The following is a 20403-nucleotide window of genomic DNA, read 5'->3' as shown; positions in this document are numbered from 1 at the left end:
CTCAACATCCGGTCTAAGGCTCGTGATGGGCGCTATTTAGACAGCGCCGGTATAGGCGGGTCAAGCAGGAAGTGCCCCCGTTTTCCTTTTTTAGTAGTAGTACAGGCAGACCGGTCAGGGCAACCCTCATCTGTGAAACAGCCCGCTGGCAACCCCGACAAAGCGCGCTATACTGCAGGAAACCTCACGTTTTCAGGGAGAGAACCGTGCCCAGTCCCTACCGCAAAATTCTGGTTGCCATCGATGGCAGCGACGAATCCCCCCAGGTGCTGTCCCGCGCAGCAGGCGTGCTGTCAGGCAATGACGGTGAGCTGCATCTGATCCATGTCATCGAACCACTGGCCCTGGCCTACGGGGCGGATGTGCCCATGGATGTGACGGACTTGCAAAGCGGCCTGATGAAACAGGCCCGTGAAATGGCGGACAAATACGCAGGGCAATACAACATTCCCGAAGCCAACGTTTATGTGGATATGGGGTCCATCGAAAAGACCATTCTCGACAAGGCGGACAAGATAGGGGCGGATTTGATCGTGGTGGGCAGCCATACCCGCAGTGGGCTGGCCCTGCTGCTGGGCTCGACCGCACGCGGCCTGGTGCCCGGGGCTCATTGCGACGTACTGGCCGTCAAGGTCGATCAGTAGCCGCAACGAGCCGTAAAGGAATTCCGCACGCAAGCTGGCGCAAGCGTGAATCAGGTCAGTTGTAGTGTGCCGGTGCTCGCCTGCCCTTCTCCATTCCAGCGGCACAGCAATTCAGCCAGCCCCTGGGCCTGCACCTTCAACGCGGCCAGCTCTTCCGGGCTGTTCTTCTCTCCGTGAAAAACCGGCAGCTTGCGCATGGAATGCACCAGTTCATGGGTCGGCGCCTGCATTCGCTTCACTTCCAGTGTCCAGCGAATGTGGTGAACAATCATATGGAAAAACGCCAATCGGGTCGCCAGCGAATAAGGGCCATCATCGTCATTGAATTCATTGAAATCCAGGCTCGCCAACACCGCTTCGCGGGCGTTGTCTGCCACCGTAATCGTGGCACTGCGCGGTGTCCCTAACAGCATGGACAGGGTGCCGAAGACCTCCCCCGGAGATACATAATAAAGCGGGGATTCCGGCGCGGTGTCCGAGAGCACTTCCAGCTGCCCCCGAAGCAGAAAATACAGAGTGGAATCCACATCACCGGCCCGAATGACGCTTTCTCCGGAAGCCGCCACCCAAAGGCGGGTAGTCTTTTCAAGCTGTTCAAATTCGTCCTGATCATCCCGGGCGATTTCATTAAAAAACGGCACACCAGCCAACAGCTGGCGCCGCCGTTGCTGGCCGAAATCGTTATTATTGGCCTGCTCCATCCATTATCCCCACTGTCTTGATGGCATTTCTATCAACTCCACATGCTAGTACCCGCGCCTTAACAGAGCAACGACATGGACGTAAAAGCGGGATAAAACCTCGCCCGACAACTGTTCAAATAACACTGTTCATATTATCAGTGCCTGTGCTAGCATCCAGAATGTAGCACTGCCTGTCAGCCACGACTTACAAGCCCAGGCACGCAACCATACAAATGCCTACAGCCACCCGTGACAGGCATGGGATGAATACGACCCCGGCAAGGTTGCCTGCACGGCCACCGGCGGGCACTCCACTCTGCAGGAAACAGGGAGAAGGTTATGAGCAGCAAACTTACCGACCGACAGCAGCAGGTTCTCGATTGCATCCGCGAATGCCTCTCGGACAGCGGCATGGCCCCCACCCGTGCAGAGATTGCCGACATCATGGGGTTCCAGTCCAAGAATGCGGCCTCGGATCATCTCCGTGCCCTTGAACGCAAGGGCTATATCAAGCTGCACAGTGACCGCTCGCGGGGCATTCAGCTGCTGGATAACGCCTACTGGGGCGAAGAAGAACTGCCCATCGTCGGCAGGGTCGCCGCAGGCGTTCCCATCGAAGCCATCGAAAACGTGGAACGCACCGTGCCGGTCCCCCAGGGGCTGTTCAAGCAACGCCCTACCTACCTGTTGAAGGTACAGGGCGACAGTATGGTAGATGCGGGTATCTTCGACGGTGACCTGATTGCGGTACGCAAATCCAATGTGGCGCGCACGGGTGAAATCGTAGTGGCCCGCATTGACGAAGAAGTCACGGTGAAGACCTTAAAGTTGAATAAATCCAGCGCCACCCTGCTGCCGGCCAACGAAGCCTATGAGCCGATCAAGGTGCCCGCTGATCAACTTATCATCGAAGGCATTTTCGTGGGGCTGATTCGTGATCCGAACTCTTATTAAAGCCTGTATCCACACGGGTATAGGCACTTGCCTGATTGTATGGAGTGCATTTGCCATGGCTGATACCCATCTTCTTGCGCCCTGTCCGGACTCACCCAACTGTGTGTCCAGCCTGGCGACACAGGCCGACAAGCGAGTCGCTCCTCTACAGGTAGGCGCCGACCGGCAAAGCAGCCTGAAAAAGCTGGAAAGCCTGCTTGGCAACCTGCCCCGTGTGGACTATGACGTGGTAGGTCAGTCACGCATCCAGGCTCGCTTCACCAGCCGGGTTCTGCGGTTTGTGGACGATGTGACCTTCTATGTTCGCGATAACGGTGTGGTGGAAGTGCGCTCGGCCTCGCGGACAGGCTACTGGGATTTAGGTGCGAACCGTCGTCGGGTAGAATCCCTGCGCGAGCAGCTATCTGAACAGGACACCGATGACCGCACCTCACAGCAACACGCCTTCGGAAACGCAGAACACCGCGTCTGATCAATGGGCCGATATCGGGGTTAACCTGACCGACCGGCAATTCAACGACGATCGCGAAACGGTGATTGAACGGGCGGCCTCGGCCGGGGTTGCCTGGCAACTGATTACCGGTACCAACATCGACGAGTCACGCGCCGCCATTGCCCTGGCCGACGAACATCCCACCCTGTTTGCTACCGCCGGGCTGCACCCGCACAGCGCCCGCTTTTACTCGCCTGCCCTGGAAAAAGAACTGCACGAGTTGCTCGCCCATGAGCAGACGAAAGCTGCAGGTGAGATGGGACTGGATTTCAACCGGGACTTTTCTCCACGACCGGACCAGGAGCGCGCCTTCGAGGCCCAGCTAGCGCTGGCGGCAGAGATGAAACTGCCTGTTTTCCTCCATGAGCGCGATGCCCATGAGCGTTTTCTGCCTATCCTGAAAGCGTTCCGCGACGATCTGCCCGGCGCCGTCGTGCATTGCTTCACCGGGTCGCGTCAGGCTCTGTTTGACTATCTGGATCTGGATTGCCATATCGGCATTACCGGCTGGGTTTGCGACGAGCGCCGCGGCAAGCCACTGGCAGAACTGGTGCCCAATATTCCGGATCAGCGCCTGCTGCTGGAAACTGACGCCCCCTACCTGCTACCCCGGGACCTGCCGGAGCCTCCCCCGAAAAAACGCCGTAACGAACCGGCACTACTCCCCTGGATTGGCCAGCGGGTCGCACAGCTACGCGGGCAGCAGACACAGGACGTGGCCGCCATGACCTATCAAAATGCGTTAGCGTTATTTCGCTAACCGGCCCGTCATTCCATCACGGAGCCGCAAGGGCTGCGGGCCGGGTTTAGCCAAGGGCACAGAGAGCCTGGGCGGCACCACCCGGCCCCCACATCAGGACAGGAACTGCTGCACATCGAGCACACCGAACGGCCAGGCCAGCTCTTTGCCCTCGCGCACCAACACCGGAATCCGCTCACCGTACTGCTCGATCAAGGCATCATCCTCAGCGATATCCACCGGGGTAAGCACCAGCCCCGGATTCACCATGGCCACCAGTTCCTTCGCTTGCTCACACAGGTGGCAACCCAGGGTGGTGTAGAGCACAACCGTCATGCATCCTCCACATGGCGAATCGCGTAACAGTAATGGATTTTCTCATTTCGGCGGAAATCTTCAGGGATACTCCAACGAGAAATATCTTCCACGTCGAACCATTTACTGATGCTTTCATCCATCTGGAAACGGCGGTAATTACAGGAAAAATACAACACCCCACCCGGTTCCAGGCAACGCATGATCTTGCGAATCAAATCGCCATGATGCTCTTCCACCACGAAGTCACTGCGTGATTTGTTGTTGGAAAAAGTGGGCGGATCGCAAAACACCAGATCAAACTGTTCCTTGCACTCATCCAGCCAGCGCATGGCATCCATACGAGCCAGCTCGTGCTGGTCGGTGGAGAAGCCATTGGCCGCCAGATTGCAGGCGGTCCAGTCCAGATAACGCTTCGACGAATCCACTGTCACCGTGCGTTTGGCGCCGCCCACGGCAGCATGCACCGTGGCCGACCCGGTGTAGGCAAACAGATTCAGGAAGCGTTTCCCGCTGGCCTGCTCCGCAATGCGCAAACGCGTGGGACGGTGATCCAGAAACAGGCCGGTATCCAGGTAGTCCTGCAGGTTAATCAGCAACTGAGCCTGGCCTTCACGCACTACCCGGTAGTGCCCCTGGGTATCCAGCTTCTGGTATTGCTGGTTGCCCTTTTGCTTCTCGCGTGTGCGCAAGTGCACCTGCTCACGGTGTACGCCGAGGGCAGCACGCACCGCGGTTACCGCCCAGTCACGCCGCGCTTTGGCCTTTTCAGGATCAATCGTTTTCGGCGCCTTGAATTCCTGCACCAGCACCTGGTCGCCATAGATATCCACCGCCACGTTGAATTCCGGTAGATCACGGTCGTAAAGGCGATAGCACTGGATATCCTCCCGTTCCAGCCAGCGACGCAAGTGCTTGCCGTTTTTACGCAAACGGTTAAGTAACGGTTGCGCACCTTCCGGGACATTGAATGCGCCCTCGTCGGCGACTTGTGCCACAGCAGGTGGCGTCGGCTTACGCGGTGAATACAGGCGAATAAAATTATTGAACGGCCCGTTCTTCAAGCGCCATTGCCGCTCCAGATTCATGCCGGAACGGTCCATCACGTCCACATCCGCGCCCAACAGTAACGCCTGATAACCGGGCGCGCGCAGCGCCAGAATCCGGCCGATGGCATAGTGTAGCCAGCCCGCCTGCTGCTTCTCGTCCAGACGCTCGCCCCAGGGCGGGTTGCCCACCACAATGCCGTTGGCCGCAAAGTCACGCGGTCGCAACGCACCCAGCTCCCGGCGCTCAAAATGGATCGCATTGCGCACCCCGGCGCGCTCGGCATTCTGCAACGCCAACGGCAAAGTCTTGCCATCAGCATCAAACCCCTTCAACGACAGCGCAGGCACCGGACGATTGGCGCTCTCCCCCGCCTCCTTCTGGGCATCCAGCCACAGCTGGCGACGACAACCCCGCCAGTGCTGGAAGCCGTAGTGCTGACGCTGGGCACCGGCGGCGCGCCCGGCAGCCATCAGGGCCGCCTCTATCACCAGGGTGCCACTGCCACAGAACGGGTCCAGCAAGGCAGGGGGTCGCTCTGCTTTACCCCAACCAATGGCCCACAACATGGCCGCCGCCAGGGTTTCACGCAGTGGCGCCCGACCGCCCGCAAGGCGGTAGCCGCGGCGATGCAGGGGCTCACCGGCCAGGTCCAGCCACAAGTGCGCTTCGTTCAGGTCCAGGCGGGCACGGATGCAGCAGCTACCCTTCGGCTCCCGGGAAATCGTAAACTGCTCGGGCAGCGCCTGGATAAAACGCTTGGCACTGATCCGGTTATCGCCACGCACTTCCGCACCGTGCTCAATATGCACGTGTACAGGGGCGTCATTCGCTACCAGCGACAGCCAGTCCTGACTAGCCGCCAGCTTTTCCGGAGCAATGTCCGGCGTCACCCCCAGCGTCGCCAGATGCAACAGCACCCGCTCGGACAGGCGAGACCACAGGCACACCTTGAGGGCGTCCGCCGAGCCCCCGGAGAAACTCACATGAGCCCGCCCAGCTTCTGTTACGGATATGCCCAGTGAAGACAATTCGTCACTGAGCAAATCTGCCAGGCCTGGCATGCAGGTGGCCACAAATTCCATTACCAAATCCTCTTAAGTGACTGATTCATGCCCTATGCGAAAAACTAACTACTTGTTTTTCATGGCATTACACAAACGGTCATCAACCTGTCCTTTATACGTCATATGCTTAACCAGCACTGACCATATTGCTACATGGTATTCGACACCACCTTACCGCTTTCCCATACTGAATGTGTCGGCCCCGCTACTTGGCTACGTTTTTAGCCGAGGGGCCATTTTTCGGTACCGCTATCTGTGAAAGGGAAAGCGTTTATGAAGCGACAAAAACGTAGTAAAGACGACCGCGCTTACAACCGGGGATACAACGCCGGCCTGGATGGAAAATCCCGTGAAGACTGCCCGTTTGGCACGCTCCAGGCACGCACCAACTGGATGGGGGGATGGCGCGAAGGTCGCACTGACTTTGCTCACGGAATGCTCGGCGTCGCCAGCATTCAGAATCTGAAAAATATCGGTTAATTTCTTCCAGTTTCACAACGCCGACGCGTTCAACGCGCCGACCCACAGGGCCCCACCCGGGCCCTTTTTAATGTCCGTCTTTAATGCCCGTCACAATCAAACCCTTTCACCACAGCGAACACCCTCGCTACTCGAGGTTCGTCCCCTGGCAGGGAACGCCTACAGCGACTCCGTATAAAGCTCTAGCAGGCTGCTGACAACCCGTTGCGCCTGTAGCTCAAATGCCTTTCGGCCAGGCCCGGGCAATATCACCGATCAGGCCCGGGCCCTGGTAGATCAGGCCACTGTAAATCTGCACCAGATCCGCCCCCTGACGCTGCTTTTCCAGTGCATCATCGGCGCTATTAATGCCCCCCACGCCAATAATCGGGATACGACCATTAAGCGCATGGCGCATGGCAGCCAGCGCCCGGTTGGCAATGGGGGTTAACGGCGCGCCACTGAGCCCACCTTGTTCCTCTCCGTGCTTCAGGCCCTGCACGCCTTCGCGGGACAAGGTGGTATTACCCACGCACACACCGTCGATTCCGTGCTGCACAAAGGCTTCTGCCATCCCCTGCAGCTCTTCTTCGCTGTTATCCGGGGCAATCTTGATCACCAGCGGCACCCGGCGACGGTGTTCCTGGTCCAGGCGCGTCTGGGCTTCGCGCAACGTACCCAGCAGCTCATCCAGAGCCGCACCGTGCTGCAGAGAGCGTAAACCCGGCGTATTGGGTGAGGACACATTGACCACCAGGTAGCTGGCATAGGCGTGCACTTTCTGCTGGCAGATCAGGTAGTCCTGAACCGCATCTTCCACCGGGGTATCCTTGTTCTTGCCAATGTTGATCCCCAGCACTCCTTTATAGCGGCTACGTTTCACCGCCCCTACCAGATATTCCACTCCCAGATTATTGAAGCCCATCCGGTTGATCAGGGCCTGGGCCTGGGGAAGGCGGAACAGGCGCGGCTGAGGATTGCCCAGTTGCGGACGTGGCGTAACCGTCCCCACTTCAAGGAAGCCAAAACCCAGATCAGCCAGCCCATCGATGCAGTCACCATTCTTGTCCAGCCCTGCAGCCAGCCCCACCGGATTGGCAAACTCGATTCCCATCACTTCTTTGGGCGCCGCCGGCACCGTGCCAGGCCACAACTTGCCTGCCCGCTTGCGCAGCATTGCCAGCGTCAGCTCGTGGGAATGCTCTTCAGAGAGAGAGAACAGTAAAGGTCGTGCCAGGGAGTACAGCATGAAATAACCCGATCGGTGGTAATCGGCGGCATTATAGCCAACGGCCCCGGTGACTTCGATGTTTTGTGTCCGACAGTGGGCGAATGGTGTCCCGGCCCATGAGCCACCCGCTCCCACAGCCCACTACATCGGGCATGCTGCATGTAGCGAAAACCGTGTTGCAGCCGCGAAACGGCATAAAAAAAGCCCGGCAGAGCCGGGCTTGAACATAACCAACGAAATCAGCGCGCCAGTTAACTGCGCAGTTTGGCGCGGGCCGGGTCCGGCTTGAGCAGGAAGCGAGCCAGAGCCGGCAGAAGCCACAGGGCGCCGATCATGTTCCACAGGAACATAAAGGTCAGCAGGATGCCCATGTCCGCCTGGAACTTGATGGAACTGAATACCCAGAAGACAACACCTACCGCCAGGGTAATACCGGTGAACGCCACCGCCTTACCCGTGGTTTTCAGGGTCTGCTTGTAGGCTTCTTCCAGCTCCATACCCTGCTTCAGGTATTCAGACAGCTTGCTGTAGATATAAATACCGTAATCCACACCGATACCCACACCCAGAGCAATCACCGGCAGAGTGGCGACTTTTACCCCGATGCCAAGGTGAGCCATCAGTGCCTGACAGAGAATCGAGGTAAGCCCCAACGGTACGATGATACAAATCACCGCACGGAAAGAACGGAAAGCGATCAGAATCAGCACCGACACCACCGCATAAACCAGAGCCAGCATGGGGTACTGGCTGGCGGCGATGGTCTGGTTGGTTGCTGCTTCCACGCCCGCGTTACCCGAGGCCAGCTTCAGCTCCATCACATCCTTGTTGTTACGGGCCTCGGCAAACTCTGCCACAGCCCCGGTAACGCGCTCCAGTGTTTCTGCCTTGTGATCGTCCAGGAACACGTAAACCGGCGTCAGGGAGCAATCCAGGTTGTACAGGCTGTCCGGCATGAAGCTCATGACGTTATTCAGCGCATACTGATCCCGGGAAATGGTCGCCCATTTCATGGACCCTTCATTCATGTTGGTCGAGATCAGCTTCGTTGCAGACGCGATGGTCGTGACGTCTTGCACTCCTTCCACGTTACGCAGGTTCCACGCCAGGTCATCCACGGTCTGCATGGCCTGATAGGTATTACAGGACTCCATAGGTGTCTTGCCCATGACCACCAGCACATCCGCACTTACCGAGTAATTGGATACCAGGAAGTTCACGTCATGGTTGTAACGGTAGCGTGGCTTGGGCTCATAGCCGCGCGGGCAATCCATGTCTTCACACGGGTCCGGCCACAATTCGGGGGCCCCTTTGTCCAGATCACCAATTTTGAGATCCTGACTGAGATAAATACCGGCACCATAACCCGCAACAGCCACAACAATAGATAGCGCTGCCAACGGAGTGCGAGTAAAGCGGGCAAACAGCCCCGCCAGCGGGTGATCTTTCTTTTCCCCTGCCTGAATCTTGCGAATGGAAGCACCACTCACGCCCAAGTAAGACAATACCAGCGGGACAACGACCAGGTTGGAAATGATGATCACCGCCACGCCGATGCTCGCCGCCATCGCCAGCTCACGAATCACGCCCACATCGATCATGTAGAGGGTGAGGAAACCGATGGCATCCGACACCAGCGCCACCATGCCCGGCACACACAGCGCCTGGAACGTAGAGCGGGCCGAATCCAGCGAGCTACGCCCTTCTGCTGCATAGTTGGCCAGGGTGTTAACGATCTGAACACCGTGTGATACCGCAATGGCAAACACCAGGAACGGCACCAGCATGGAATACGGGTCAATGGTGAAGCCCAGGCTGCTGACAATGCCCAGCTGCCAGATCACGGCCACAAAGGAACAGGCCGTCACGGTCAGCGCACTGCGCAGGCAGCGGGTGTCGATCAACAGCAACAGCGCGATCAACCCCAGGGTGAAGAAGAAGAACATGGCTACTTCTTCCGCCGCTGCCATCACGTCACCGGCTTTTTTGGCCAGGCCGACAATGTGAATACGAACGTTCGGGTATTTATCCTGATACTTGCCGCGGATCTCTTCCAGCCGGGCCGACAGGGCCGGAATATCGACACCGTCATCGCCCAAGGCATCCAGCAAATAAGCGTGCACCACGCTGGACTGGAAGTTATCGGCAACCAGACGACCCACCTGCCCGGAACGCAGCACGTTGGTACGCAGCTGTTCCAGTGAATCTTGTGAGCCATCATAGCCTGCAGGAATCACTTCCCCGCCCTGAAAGCCCTGCTCGGTCACTTCGTTCCAGCGAACATTGCTGGTCCACAGCGAACGGATTTTGCTCGGATCAACGCCTTCCAGTGCAAAGACTTCGTCAGTGACTTCTTTCAACGCGTTGACATAGTCTTCGTTGAAGATGTCATCGCCCTGGGTTTCCGCAACAATCACGCGGACGTCATTACCCAGGCTCAAATCATTCTGGTGTTCGAGGAAATTCTGGATATAAGGATGATCCAGCGGGACCATCTTGCGGATATCGGTGTTCAGTTCGATCTTGCTGGCCTGGAAACCCAACAGCACGGTGGCTGCGATAAAGGCCAGCAGAATCAGGGGCCGAACAGCGAACAGCCCACTGGCAATACTTTTGGAAATGCGACCTGACATTGCTGTGCCCCTTATTTAACGTCTTCGATCACACGCAACCCACCCTGCCCGGCGACAAGAATGCCACCCGCATCACGGGGAAGAACTGCGGAGATAGAATCGCGATCCGGCAAGAACCGCAGGGAAAAAGATTGACCGCCATCATGGCTGGTAAGGATGCCACCGGCGTTAGTGACCAGCACCACAGTGCCATCCGCCAGTACGGTGCCATCGTTCACGCCGCGGCTCAGCTTTGAGGGAATTTTTGCCCAGCTGCGCCCCCGATTAGCCGTCAACCACACATTGCCCTGAAGGCCATAGGTCAAAGCTTTATAATCAGAAATCGCCGTCACCCCGAACAGGGTACCGTTATAAGGACTTTGCAGTTTTTCCCAGCTCACACCTTTGTCGGCAGAGTGGAACATCACGCCTTTTTCGCCCACGACATAACGATCGTTCCCGCCTTTGGCAGCGGCATAGTCATACAAATGCCAGCCATCACGGTTATCCAGGCTATCCAGGGCTTTATTCCAGGTTTCGCCACCATCGGTGGTTCGCAGGAAGTAGCCATACCCGCCCACAGCAACCGCACGATCACGGCTATCGCAGAACACATCCAGCAACGGTGCACCGGATGTATCTACCGGTGCCATGGCAGCACTATCGCCATAGAGATCGTCGCCTTCATCACCGTAGGCATCATCACCGTACGGGTCGCCATAGAGATCATCCATGGCGTAGTCATCCAGCTCCTCCTCAACCGGCGCCGCATCATCCTCGCCACTACCCAGAGGGTCGCTGTACTGCACGGTCCAGGTTTCCCCACCATCATCGCTGCCCAGTACCACCGCATCGTGGCCAACCGCCCAGCCGTGGCGAGCATCAGCAAAACACACCGAAGTAAGCAATACTTCAGATGGCGTTACCGCCTGCTTCCAGTGATCGCCCTGATCATCGGAATAGAGAATTTTACCCCGGTCGCCCACAGCAACAATCCGGCTATCAGCATAGGCGATATCCAGGTAATTGTTAGCGGTGACCAAAGGCGCATCATTCGAAACGAAATCTGCCTGCAGGGGCGCAGACAGTATGGCCGAAAAAGCCATTAGCACTGTTTTTTTCATTGTCCCTTACTCTTCCCGAGGGCCCTTTTTCAGGGCCGAGCACAAAACGACCGGGAGCCATGGGCGGCCTCCCGGTCGTTTTGCATTGCCGGCTTCAAGGAGCCGGCGTTTTTATAATTAACGACCGCGGCGGCGTAGCGCTGCCGGGTGGAAATAGCGGTCGCCGGGTACCGGCTGGCTGTAATCAAGCATCGTTGACTCTTCGTTATCCAGGAACTGCACGTGATAACGCTGAGCACGCAGGTCGTGGAACGTATCCAGAGCGGTCCACTGGGTCGGTACTTCGTAGTAGTTCTTGATGTAAGCCAGGCTGACGCGCCACAGCTCGCCACGACGGTCGTACTGGTCGATGGCGGCAATCTGCCAGGAATCCGCATCAATATAGAAGCGACGCTTCTCGTAGATGTGGCGCTCACCTTCTTTCAAGGTTGCTTCCACCACCCAGACACGGTGTAACTCCCAGCGCTGGTAATCCGAATTGACGTGACCCTTCTGCAGCAAGGTCTCGTACTTCACATCCGGGCTGTCCAGCTTGTAGTTGTTGTACGGGATGAACATTTCTACTGGCTTATCGCTAACCAGCTTCCAGTTGTACTTGTCCGGCGCACCGTTATACATGTCGGTGTCGTCTGCCGTACGCAGGCCATCGGCCGCCGCAATCGGCGTATCGTAAGCCAGGTTCGGTGCACGACGCACACGACGCTGGCCGGCATTGTAGCCCCACGCTTGGCGCGGCATTTTCTGTTGGTCCAGCATTTCGTGTACCAGTACCGCACCACCGGCCAGACGTGCCGGCGCTTTGGTGAAGGACAGGTAGTAGAAAATGATGTTATCCAGGGAGTCGAAGTTGTACTTCGGATCGTAATAACGGAAATACACTTCCTGCTGCGAGGTAATCAGCGAGTAGGCACCGCTACGCTGAACGGCCACTTCTGACGCACGACGCACCACGTACAGACCACGCCAGCGCAGAATGTGATTCCAGATTGCCTGCTTGGCTTTCTGCTCGTTGCTACCACTCAGAATCGGGAACGGAATACCGCCAAAGGCGTTATCCACGCCGGTTTCACCCAGCTTGGCTTTGGTCGCGTTGCTTTTGGTGTTGTCGTACACCCATTGCGGTGCAGACGTGGAGCGATGGCTCGGATACACGTTCAGCTTGAAGGTGTCCGGGTAGGTTTTCAGCATGGCCTGCACACCATCCGGCACCTTGTCCGCATACTGGGACACGTTCTGGGCGTTGATGGTGAAGGCGATTTTGTCAGACTTGTACGGGTCCGGGTGATGCTGGCCCGGGCGGGTGTATTCCTTGGGAATATCCTTGCGCTGAATGCCACCGGTGTAATCCGGGATACCCAGACCTGTAGAGATCGCTTTGCCGTTGCCTTTAATCTGTGCACCGAATGGCGTCAGGGATTTACCCAGCTTCGCCGCTTCCTGGCTGGAAACACCAGCGTGCACATTGGCCGCTACGCTCAGAGACAGTGCCAGTGCACCACCCATTGCGGTCAATTTCTTCAACATGATTGCTCTCCGTTAAAAACAGGCCGGCATTCCGGCCTGGAACAAATTAGAAAGAGTACTTAACAGAAACCGAAGCGTTGTTCCGGTCGGCCAGTTTGTTGGAATATTTGGCGCCCCAGAAGGTAGTACCAGACATGGCCACTTCCAGGTTGTTCAAGTACAGGAAACTCACGCCCAGGGTGGCTGCCTTACGATCTTCCATAAAGTTGCCGCCAATCGGAGAGTTACCGTTTACATCATGGGCAAAACGTACACTTGGGCTCATGGAAACACCCGCGAAAACGTTACTGTAATCCGCCTTCAGCACCGCACGGTAGCCCCAGGAGGTGGGGTCCAGGTTGTACTTGTTCGGATCATCCGGGCTCAGGATCTGTGCTTCTGATTCCAGAATTGCCGCTGTTGAGTTGTATTCTTCATCCGGGCTTTCCAGCCCTTCGATGTGCTCAACACCCAGCTCCAGCAAGGCGATAAGGCCATCAGAACCGAATGTAGGACCGAAGTTAAAGATGCTGACAAGAGAGCCGTTGTAGCTCTCCACTTCGTCATAGAAGTAATAGAGCTCACTATCAGTGACTACTGTATCGCCGGACAGACAGCTTCCACCCAATTCTGCACGCACACAATGCCCGGTCAGATCTTCTATTCTCACGACAGTATCAGGGCCCAGCAAACCGGCGGATTTACCAGCGGCTCCTGCCAGGGCAGAAATCAGGTCATCACCCGCTTCGTTGATAATCGCACGCTTGGGACGGTAAGCAATTTCACCGGCCAGCGACATGCTGCCAATGCTGGTGTTAAAGCTACCACCGATCATGTCCTGATCTTCGGCGTACGCCATCTGATATTCTGCAGTGTCGATGATCAATGGCATCGCTGCCGCGCCACCACCTTGTGCCGCCTGGACATTATTCAGACGAGCCCCCACAACCGGCGTCTTCGCATGGGTGCGGGTGTAATACAGCGCGAACTCCGTGCCATTAAGGCCTTCAGCAAAATAACGATATGCCAGGCCAAACTGACCACTGTCTGAAGCTTCTTTGTCTCTGATGCGGTCTACCGTGACCTGGGTTTGTTCGTAGGGATAGCTCGAAGCATTGGGGCCAAAGTTTGCGCCATAGGTTGCACTAGTGTAAGCAGCAAAGGCAGCTTCAAGACCCGGAGCGTTAGCACCCAGAGCAACCACCCGACCATCGATGATCACATTATCGGCACCCTTGCCCGGGAAGGCATCATGGGTGGAGAAGTAGGTACCCGTTGGCGCATCTTCCGAGTTCTTCCAGTCCAGCTGGTAGAACGCCTCAAGGGTGGCATTGAAGGTCAAGCCGTAGGAGAAGTACAAGCTATTGAGGGGAAGCAAGGCCTCTTTGATTTCAGAACCCGGCAGACGCAAGGCATTCAGATCAAAATAGTTGGCGGTGTTAACACCATTCTGCATGAACAGCGCCTCACCCCAGTTAATCACCTGCTGACCAAGACGTACGTTCAGGGGGCGCTCGAACATATCGAAGTTGCCCCACACGTACGCATCCAGCATACGCGCACGCTGGCCGGCGTAGCGCTCGGCATCACGGGTAAAGTCATCACCCGTGCCATTGTTGGCATAATCCGAATAGGTCGCGTAACGGCTGAAACCATTTCCTGGTACATACGGGGCAGACGCATTCAGAACACCGCCATTATGGTCGCCGCCCATAATCACCTGATCATAAAAGGCGGTGCCACGCAGGAACATGCCGTACTTGCCCTGCCAGCTCAGATCCAGCTCCGGGGTGATTTTGTACACCAGAGAGGCCAGGCCCGTATCGTAGTTATTATTGGCATCGTTCTTGTTGATCTGAGAACCGTAACCGGCCTTGGTCATGTCCACCACGTCACCGGTGGCGGCAAGCATGGAATCCTGCCCCTCCGTCCGGAACAGGGCACCAACTGACAAGGTCGTATCCAGCCGCCCTGACCAGTCAGGATTCTCGAAATCCAGCTGGACCGCTGAAGCAGGAAGGGACAGCCCGGTAAGGGCAGTGATGCTGGCAACAGCCATAGCCAGCCTGGTTTTACGCAGGTGATTATTATTCATGTAGCTCTCCGAATTGCCATGCGCATGGCTTTATTGTTTTTTACTCGGGCAACAGCAGCTCCCATTTGCAGCAGGTCCCATCATTCTTCCTGATACAAACCACCGCCCGAGCTAATGCATAATTCTTACACATCAGGAAAAAAAATAAATCCCCTGTGTACTCTATTATTAACGACTAGCCGGTCATCCCTTTATTGGCCCCGTACAGCTCCATCCGGTGAGGTCCGCAGAATCAGGATGACAGGATGCGGCCCAGCACTTCTGCCACGTTACCGGATGAATTTTTTTGCACATTAGCAAGCACTTCTGCCAGCCGCTCCCGCCGCTGCGGTTCGAGCCTGGGCAAGCGCGCCGCGCCATTGGCCAGGCGGGCCGCCACCTGCGGGTTGATCGCATCCAACCGGGACAGCGCCTGGGCAAACAAGCGGTACCCCGCCCCACTTTCCGCATGGAAAGCCGACGGGTTGCCATTGGTGAATGTTCCCACCAGAGCCCGCACCCGGTTCGGCGTTTTCCAATCAAAGGCAGGATGCTCCAGCAAGCCATTGACCCGATCGACGGTCTGCTCGCCCGGTACAGTGGCCTGCACCGCGAACCACTGATCCATCACCAGTGCTTCGTCCTGCCACCGCTCAGCAAACTGCGCCAGAGCCTGGTCCGCCCCCGGCAAGTCATGGTGCACCAGCACCTTCAGCGCCCCCAGCTCTTCACTCATACACAGGGGAAGCTCAAACAATTCAACCGCCAATCGCGCCGCTTCGTCGTGTCCGCCTGCTGCCAAAAAGTCCAGCGCCAGATTACGCAATTGCCGTCGCCCCATGGCACGGCCATCCATGCTCAATTCCGTCGCCAGCAGGTTTTCTGCCAGAGACAGCCAGTGTGACTGCAAGGCCTTGCCCAATGCCCGTTTCATGGCACGGTGAGCCAGATGAATGGATGCCGGGTTCAAGGGAGTATGCCGGTCACCCAATGCCACTTCACTGGGCAAGGTGAGCAACAACGCGGCCTGAGCGGGATCTTCATCGCTGCGTGCAATGACTTGCTCCAGCACGGGCACCAGCGCCGCAGCTTCTGCATCCGCCTCTCCGGGCTCAACCACCAGCCGATCCAGGGCGGCGAAGTAAAGGCGCTGAGCCGCATTCCAGCGGCAATAGCCATCACTGTCATAAGCCAGCAGTCGTGCCAGCTGCGCCTGCGTGTAGTCATAATCCAGCACCACCGGGGCAGAGAAGCCGCGCAGCAACGAAGGCGTCACGCCCTCAGGCACCGCGAAAGACACGGTTTCTTGTGCCTGGTCCACAATGATGACCTGCTCACCCTGCCCGTTCGCGTCCAGCGCACAGGGGGCGCCCTGGCCATCCAACAGGGCCAGACGGATCGGGATCACCAGAGGCTGCTTGTCCTCCTGACCGGGGGTGGCAGGAGTATGTTGCCGAAAAGTGAGGTGATATCGCCCCTCACGGTACTCGTCGGTAACGGTCAGCACCGGCGTGCCCGCCTGGCTGTACCAACGCTTGAACTGGCCCAGATCACGGCCGGAAACGGCCTCCATGCTGGCTACGAAGTCATCACAGGTTACCGCTTTGCCATCATTCGCCTCGAAATAATGGTCTGTCGCCTTGCGGAAATTCTCCGCCCCCAGCAAGTGATACTGCATGCGAACAATTTCCGCACCCTTTTCATAAATGGTCAGGGTGTAGAAGTTATCAATTTTCTGGTATTCCTCCGGACGAACGGCGTGAGCCATGGGCCCCTGATCTTCCGGGAATTGGTGGTTCACCAGGAAGTCCACGTTCTCCACCCGCTGAACGGCGGCGGAATTCATGTCCGCCGAAAACTGCTGATCGCGAAAGACCGTAAACCCTTCTTTCAGACTTAGCTGGAACCAGTCGCGACAGGTCACCCGGTTACCGGACCAGTTATGGAAGTATTCGTGAGCCACCACGGATTCCACCCGCTGGAACCCTGCGTCTGTGGTGGTGGAGGGATGCGCCAGCACACAGGAGGTGTTGAAAATATTCAGCCCCTTGTTTTCCATGGCCCCCATGTTGAAATGGCTGACCGCCACGATCATGTAGATATCCAGATCGTATTCCCGGCCGTAAACCTGCTCATCCCAGCGCATGGCGTTTTTCAGCGACGCCATGGCATGGTCCAGCTTGTCCAGATCACGATGCTCGGCATACAGGCGCAATGCCACCTTGCGGCCGGATACCGTCACGAAAGTGTCTTCCAGGCACGCCAGGTCTCCGGCTACGAGCGCAAACAGATAACAGGGTTTCGGGAACGGGTCTTCCCAGGTCACCCAGTGGCGACCGCTCCCGCCTTCCTCTTCCTCCCCCCAAGCCACGGGATTACCATTGGAGAGCAACAACGGATAACGGGCTTTATCAGCCCGCACGGTGGTAGTGAACCGGGCCAGCACATCCGGGCGATCCGGGAAAAAGGTAATATGGCGAAAGCCTTCCGCCTCGCACTGGGTGCAGTACATACCATTGGACTGGTACAACCCTTCCAGCGCGGTATTTTTTTCCGGCTCAATATCCACCACAGAAGTGAGTGTGCAAACTTCAGGCAACCCCTCAACAGTTAACAGGCCATTCTCATAGTGATAGCGGTCCCTATCGAGCACCACATCATCCAGCGCCAGAGTGCGCAAGAGGAGGCCTTCACCGTTGAAGGTCATTACTGTGGCGTCAGGAGAGGCGGGATTGCGACGCAGAGACAGGCTACTGGTCACCGTGGTCACACCATCGCGAATATCTACATCCAGTGCCACGCTATCGACCAGATAGGCAGGAGGACAATAATCCTGAAGGCGTGTGATAGCGACGGCTGCATGACCAATTTCCATGAGAACAACTCCTGACAGGAAGAATCAATGAAGGCGCAGTTTAACGCGTCCCCAGAACGACAACACCCCGCAAAAGCGAGGTGTTGTCGTTCTAACGGAAGGATAAAAGGAGCTACGGAGCGTCGACCTCAACGAATGCAGACGCAGCATTGCTTCCCGCAGTTCCAACCGCAATGTTGGTCGGATCCAGCACAAAAGAGACCACTTCAGTCTGCAGCTCTCCTGTGGCTAGCGTCTCACCTGTGGTAGCCGGCGTCACACCATCTTCACTCGGTCGCAACAGAGAGGCGTGATGACCAATAGTCAGACTGGTCAACAGATTTGCTGAAGACGCACCCGGTGCCGCACTTGGCAATGACGCACCAGCGAGAGTCGCCAGTGGGCTGGTGCCGGCCAGCGGCGCACCGTCAACACTATTAGGGATAACCTTGTCCGCAGTGTAGACCTTGGTATCACCAAGGCCACTGGCATCTCCACCACCCTTGATCTGCTGAATCAGTACCGGTACACCGATGCCGCTCAACGTGGAAGCGAAGTTCACCGGGTCACCGGAATCAACAGTGCTTTGTGCTGCGTACAGAAACTTCTCATAATCTGACGTGCCCTGATTCACTCCTGCCTCCGCCAGACCCGCATTTACGGTAGGACCAAGCGCCAGGGAATTGGCGAGAATTTGGGTCAATTGACCACCAGAAGCAGACGATACGACACCGCTAAGCGGCTTGAGGTTGCTGGTAAAACCTGCCATGCCATCAGCGCCAATCGACATCTGATTTACGGTTGCATAAACGGAACCGACGATGCCACCAAGAGACACACCAACCACTTTCACGTCAGAAGTATCCAGGCTGCCCAGCGTCTGAGCCTCAAGATTATCGCTGATCACTGTCAAGCTGGCATTGAGGTTGAGCATATCCATGACCGACTGACGCAGGTTATCGCGAGTATTCTGAAGTACAGCCAAATTAATGAACTGACCACCAGAACCAGCCGCATCATTGAAGTGACGCTCACGGGGCGCATTTTCACCCAACCCGGCAAACGCCGCACCCAGTCCGGCAGGATTTTCTACATTCAGACCATAGAGTGGTGAACCGGTGTTGTTGGTTACGCCATGCAAGGGCAAATCAACCGCTACCGTCGCCACGCAGGCATTGCCAAGACTATGGGCAAGCGCAACCACAGAGCTACGATCACTGGTAATCCCGTGAATATAGATCACAACAGGATACGGAGCCGCACAAGCGCCCCCACCCGCTGCAGAGCCCGGCAACGTAACCTGAAGCGGCACGGTCTCCAGGCTTTGCTCAGTGGCAAACGGATAGCGGTAAGTGACATTGGTAGAACCATCCACATCCTGTGGCACACTCATACCCAATGCGCCCGCCAACGTGGCATCCGGCACCCAGCTATCCTGAGTATAGCTGGCGCTGGCGGTAGTTTCCGGGGTGGTCAGATAATAGGGAAGCTGAATATAACCGGTGTACAGATTGGCGATATTAGCTGGAAGCCCTGTCAAACCAGCGATGTCTGTTTCTGTCGCTGCAGGCACACCTACAAGCTCAGACTCTACCGGCGTGGGCAAGAACCCGCCTGCCTGCAGCCCATTGATACTCGCGGATGGCACACCTAACCCAGCCAAAGCTGCTCTTGGTGCAGCCATGCCGACCAAAGGCGCGATTGGATCAGTGGTTGTAAAGGTGTAGGAGATAGCCACCTGGTCTTTACCAGACACAGGGTCTGCAGCAAGGCCATTAACTGCAAGAACACCACCAGCAATGGCTTCCCAGCCCTGAATTGCACCACGGACCGCCGCCAGTGAGCCCGACACTGCAGGCTCGTTTTCACCCAGCAAATCATAGGCTGTTGATGCCTTGATCGGATCACCATTGGCATCCATAACTGTGTTAGTAACGAACACCAGATACTTGGTTTTTGCCTGAAGCGGCTGCTCAGGGATAACCCTCAGCACATTGTTGGTGCCGCCATCCAGGGACACAACGGATGCGGTAACCGGTGTAATCGCTGCAGAAAGAACCGGCGACATGGGATCAATGTTGGACGGATCCAATGCGTCACCTGCACCGGTATTCAGGGGCAACAGGAAGACGTTTGGCAGAGCACACGCCATCTTGACGGTAGCGTCTGTCAGCGTACAGACACTGGCAGAATCAATACTGCCCTCAAAGGCAATATCGAAATAGGCATTGGTAGAGAAACCGTCCAGACCATTAACTGCCGCCTCCACTGGGTTCGTGGCGACACCCACATTCGCAGTGCCATCACTGGTAGGCGCATCGGCAAAAATCAGATCAGTATTGAGAGGCAGATCCGATGTAACGGGGTTAAATTTCGGGTATGTACCGTGGAAGGTGGCTCCTTCGCTCTGGTCCGGTACCGTGTCGCTCCCGCCGCCACAGGCAGCCAGCGCCATAGCCACTGCCAGAGGCAGTACCTTTTTATAAGTATTCATGATCTCTCCCAAACCACTTTTTATTATCTAATTCCTGCCGTTGCCTGCACTTACACTCAGGGGGGCTTGATACAAGCAGCAGAAGGCTCTTTAGCCAAACGAATTATTTG

15 protein-coding genes are annotated in these 20403 nt (G+C 56.8%); 5 read left to right on the top strand and 10 right to left on the bottom strand.

Translation table 11 applies throughout. From position 1 onward, the window contains the following. Positions 1 to 206 precede the first annotated feature (206 nt). Positions 207 to 644 (top strand): universal stress protein, encoded by a 438-nt coding sequence (locus F1529_RS10565; protein ID WP_007149061.1) that lies wholly within the window; start codon positions 207 to 209, stop codon positions 642 to 644. Positions 645 to 694: 50 nt separating this feature from the next. Here the strand turns inward: F1529_RS10565 and F1529_RS10560 are convergent, their stop codons facing one another. Next, entirely contained in the window at positions 695 to 1345 is a 651-nt protein-coding gene (locus F1529_RS10560) for a cyclic nucleotide-binding domain-containing protein (protein WP_007150848.1), read from the bottom strand. Between the two features lie 321 nt (positions 1346 to 1666). Between F1529_RS10560 and lexA the strand changes: the two genes are divergently transcribed. From lexA to F1529_RS10545, 3 genes are read left to right on the top strand one after another with little or no spacing between them, the layout of a single operon-like run. After that, positions 1667 to 2281 carry a transcriptional repressor LexA gene (gene lexA / locus F1529_RS10555; RefSeq protein ID WP_007149021.1) on the top strand — a complete coding sequence of 205 codons (615 nt, stop codon included), beginning with the start codon at positions 1667 to 1669 and terminating at the stop codon, positions 2279 to 2281. A gap of 55 nt (positions 2282 to 2336) precedes the next feature. After that, positions 2337 to 2753, top strand: coding sequence for a DUF1499 domain-containing protein (locus F1529_RS10550; protein ID WP_039925808.1), 417 nt, complete (start codon positions 2337 to 2339; stop codon positions 2751 to 2753). Beyond that, a complete protein-coding gene (locus F1529_RS10545) occupies positions 2701 to 3534 on the top strand; it encodes a TatD family hydrolase (RefSeq protein WP_155134528.1) in 834 nt (277 codons plus the stop codon). The genes F1529_RS10550 and F1529_RS10545 overlap by 53 nt, the downstream gene beginning before the upstream one ends. Positions 3535 to 3627: 93 nt before the next feature. Here the strand turns inward: F1529_RS10545 and F1529_RS10540 are convergent, their stop codons facing one another. Both F1529_RS10540 and rlmKL read right to left on the bottom strand, forming a co-directional pair. Continuing rightward, the gene (locus F1529_RS10540) at positions 3628 to 3849 is read right to left on the bottom strand and encodes a glutaredoxin family protein (RefSeq protein WP_155134525.1); all 222 of its coding nucleotides are present in this window, start codon (positions 3847 to 3849) and stop codon (positions 3628 to 3630) included. After that, the gene (gene rlmKL / locus F1529_RS10535; RefSeq protein ID WP_155134522.1) at positions 3846 to 5960 is read right to left on the bottom strand and encodes a bifunctional 23S rRNA (guanine(2069)-N(7))-methyltransferase RlmK/23S rRNA (guanine(2445)-N(2))-methyltransferase RlmL; all 2115 of its coding nucleotides are present in this window, start codon (positions 5958 to 5960) and stop codon (positions 3846 to 3848) included. Before rlmKL ends, F1529_RS10540 begins: the two co-directional genes overlap by 4 nt. Before the next feature lie 255 nt (positions 5961 to 6215). On the opposite strand from rlmKL, the gene rmf reads away from it, so the two are divergent. Beyond that, positions 6216 to 6422 carry a ribosome modulation factor gene (gene rmf, locus F1529_RS10530; protein WP_007149522.1) on the top strand — a complete coding sequence of 69 codons (207 nt, stop codon included), beginning with the start codon at positions 6216 to 6218 and terminating at the stop codon, positions 6420 to 6422. Between the two features lie 217 nt (positions 6423 to 6639). On the opposite strand, the gene F1529_RS10525 is transcribed toward rmf, so the two are convergent. The 7 genes from F1529_RS10525 to F1529_RS10495 all read right to left on the bottom strand — a co-directional run bounded on the left by F1529_RS10525 (position 6640) and on the right by F1529_RS10495 (position 20293). After that, entirely contained in the window at positions 6640 to 7650 is a 1011-nt protein-coding gene (locus F1529_RS10525; protein WP_155134519.1) for a quinone-dependent dihydroorotate dehydrogenase, read from the bottom strand. Between the two features lie 233 nt (positions 7651 to 7883). Beyond that, positions 7884 to 10265, bottom strand: coding sequence for an RND family transporter (locus F1529_RS10520; protein ID WP_007148966.1), 2382 nt, complete (start codon positions 10263 to 10265; stop codon positions 7884 to 7886). Between the two features lie 11 nt (positions 10266 to 10276). Then, on the bottom strand, positions 10277 to 11368 hold the full coding sequence (locus tag F1529_RS10515) for a YCF48-related protein (RefSeq protein ID WP_155134516.1): 1092 nt from the start codon (positions 11366 to 11368) through the stop codon (positions 10277 to 10279). 117 nt (positions 11369 to 11485) lie between these two features. After that, positions 11486 to 12892 (bottom strand): DUF1329 domain-containing protein, encoded by a 1407-nt coding sequence (locus tag F1529_RS10510; protein ID WP_039925801.1) that lies wholly within the window; start codon positions 12890 to 12892, stop codon positions 11486 to 11488. A 46-nt stretch (positions 12893 to 12938) separates the two neighbouring features. Beyond that, positions 12939 to 14966: a DUF1302 domain-containing protein gene (locus F1529_RS10505; protein WP_155134513.1), complete on the bottom strand. Its 2028-nt coding sequence runs from the start codon at positions 14964 to 14966 to the stop codon at positions 12939 to 12941. Positions 14967 to 15198: 232 nt separating this feature from the next. Continuing rightward, complete coding sequence (pepN, locus tag F1529_RS10500) at positions 15199 to 17820, bottom strand: aminopeptidase N (RefSeq protein ID WP_155134510.1); 2622 nt, start codon at positions 17818 to 17820, stop codon at positions 15199 to 15201. Positions 17821 to 17932: 112 nt separating this feature from the next. After that, a complete protein-coding gene (locus F1529_RS10495) occupies positions 17933 to 20293 on the bottom strand; it encodes a hypothetical protein (protein WP_155134507.1) in 2361 nt (786 codons plus the stop codon). Between the last annotated feature and the right edge of the window lie 110 nt (positions 20294 to 20403).

This window comes from Alcanivorax sp. VBW004, assembly GCF_009718865.1.
In the GTDB taxonomy this organism is placed as follows: domain Bacteria; phylum Pseudomonadota; class Gammaproteobacteria; order Pseudomonadales; family Alcanivoracaceae; genus Alcanivorax.
This window is presented reverse-complemented; position numbering and strand designations above follow the sequence as displayed.

What these genes read in the sequence shown, in the direction of transcription:
- F1529_RS10560 (WP_007150848.1), bottom strand. Translation starts at nt 1,345, where the DNA reads ATGGAGCAGGCCAATAATAACGATTTCGGCCAGCAACGGCGGCGCCAG.
- lexA (WP_007149021.1), top strand. Translation starts at nt 1,667, where the DNA reads ATGAGCAGCAAACTTACCGACCGACAGCAGCAGGTTCTCGATTGCATC.
- F1529_RS10550 (WP_039925808.1), top strand. Translation starts at nt 2,337, where the DNA reads ATGGCTGATACCCATCTTCTTGCGCCCTGTCCGGACTCACCCAACTGT.
- F1529_RS10545 (WP_155134528.1), top strand. Translation starts at nt 2,701, where the DNA reads ATGACCGCACCTCACAGCAACACGCCTTCGGAAACGCAGAACACCGCG.
- F1529_RS10540 (WP_155134525.1), bottom strand. Translation starts at nt 3,849, where the DNA reads ATGACGGTTGTGCTCTACACCACCCTGGGTTGCCACCTGTGTGAGCAA.
- rlmKL (WP_155134522.1), bottom strand. Translation starts at nt 5,960, where the DNA reads ATGGAATTTGTGGCCACCTGCATGCCAGGCCTGGCAGATTTGCTCAGT.
- rmf (WP_007149522.1), top strand. Translation starts at nt 6,216, where the DNA reads ATGAAGCGACAAAAACGTAGTAAAGACGACCGCGCTTACAACCGGGGA.
- F1529_RS10525 (WP_155134519.1), bottom strand. Translation starts at nt 7,650, where the DNA reads ATGCTGTACTCCCTGGCACGACCTTTACTGTTCTCTCTCTCTGAAGAG.
- F1529_RS10520 (WP_007148966.1), bottom strand. Translation starts at nt 10,265, where the DNA reads ATGTCAGGTCGCATTTCCAAAAGTATTGCCAGTGGGCTGTTCGCTGTT.
- F1529_RS10515 (WP_155134516.1), bottom strand. Translation starts at nt 11,368, where the DNA reads ATGAAAAAAACAGTGCTAATGGCTTTTTCGGCCATACTGTCTGCGCCC.
- F1529_RS10510 (WP_039925801.1), bottom strand. Translation starts at nt 12,892, where the DNA reads ATGTTGAAGAAATTGACCGCAATGGGTGGTGCACTGGCACTGTCTCTG.
- F1529_RS10505 (WP_155134513.1), bottom strand. Translation starts at nt 14,966, where the DNA reads ATGAATAATAATCACCTGCGTAAAACCAGGCTGGCTATGGCTGTTGCC.
- pepN (WP_155134510.1), bottom strand. Translation starts at nt 17,820, where the DNA reads ATGGAAATTGGTCATGCAGCCGTCGCTATCACACGCCTTCAGGATTAT.
- F1529_RS10495 (WP_155134507.1), bottom strand. Translation starts at nt 20,293, where the DNA reads ATGAATACTTATAAAAAGGTACTGCCTCTGGCAGTGGCTATGGCGCTG.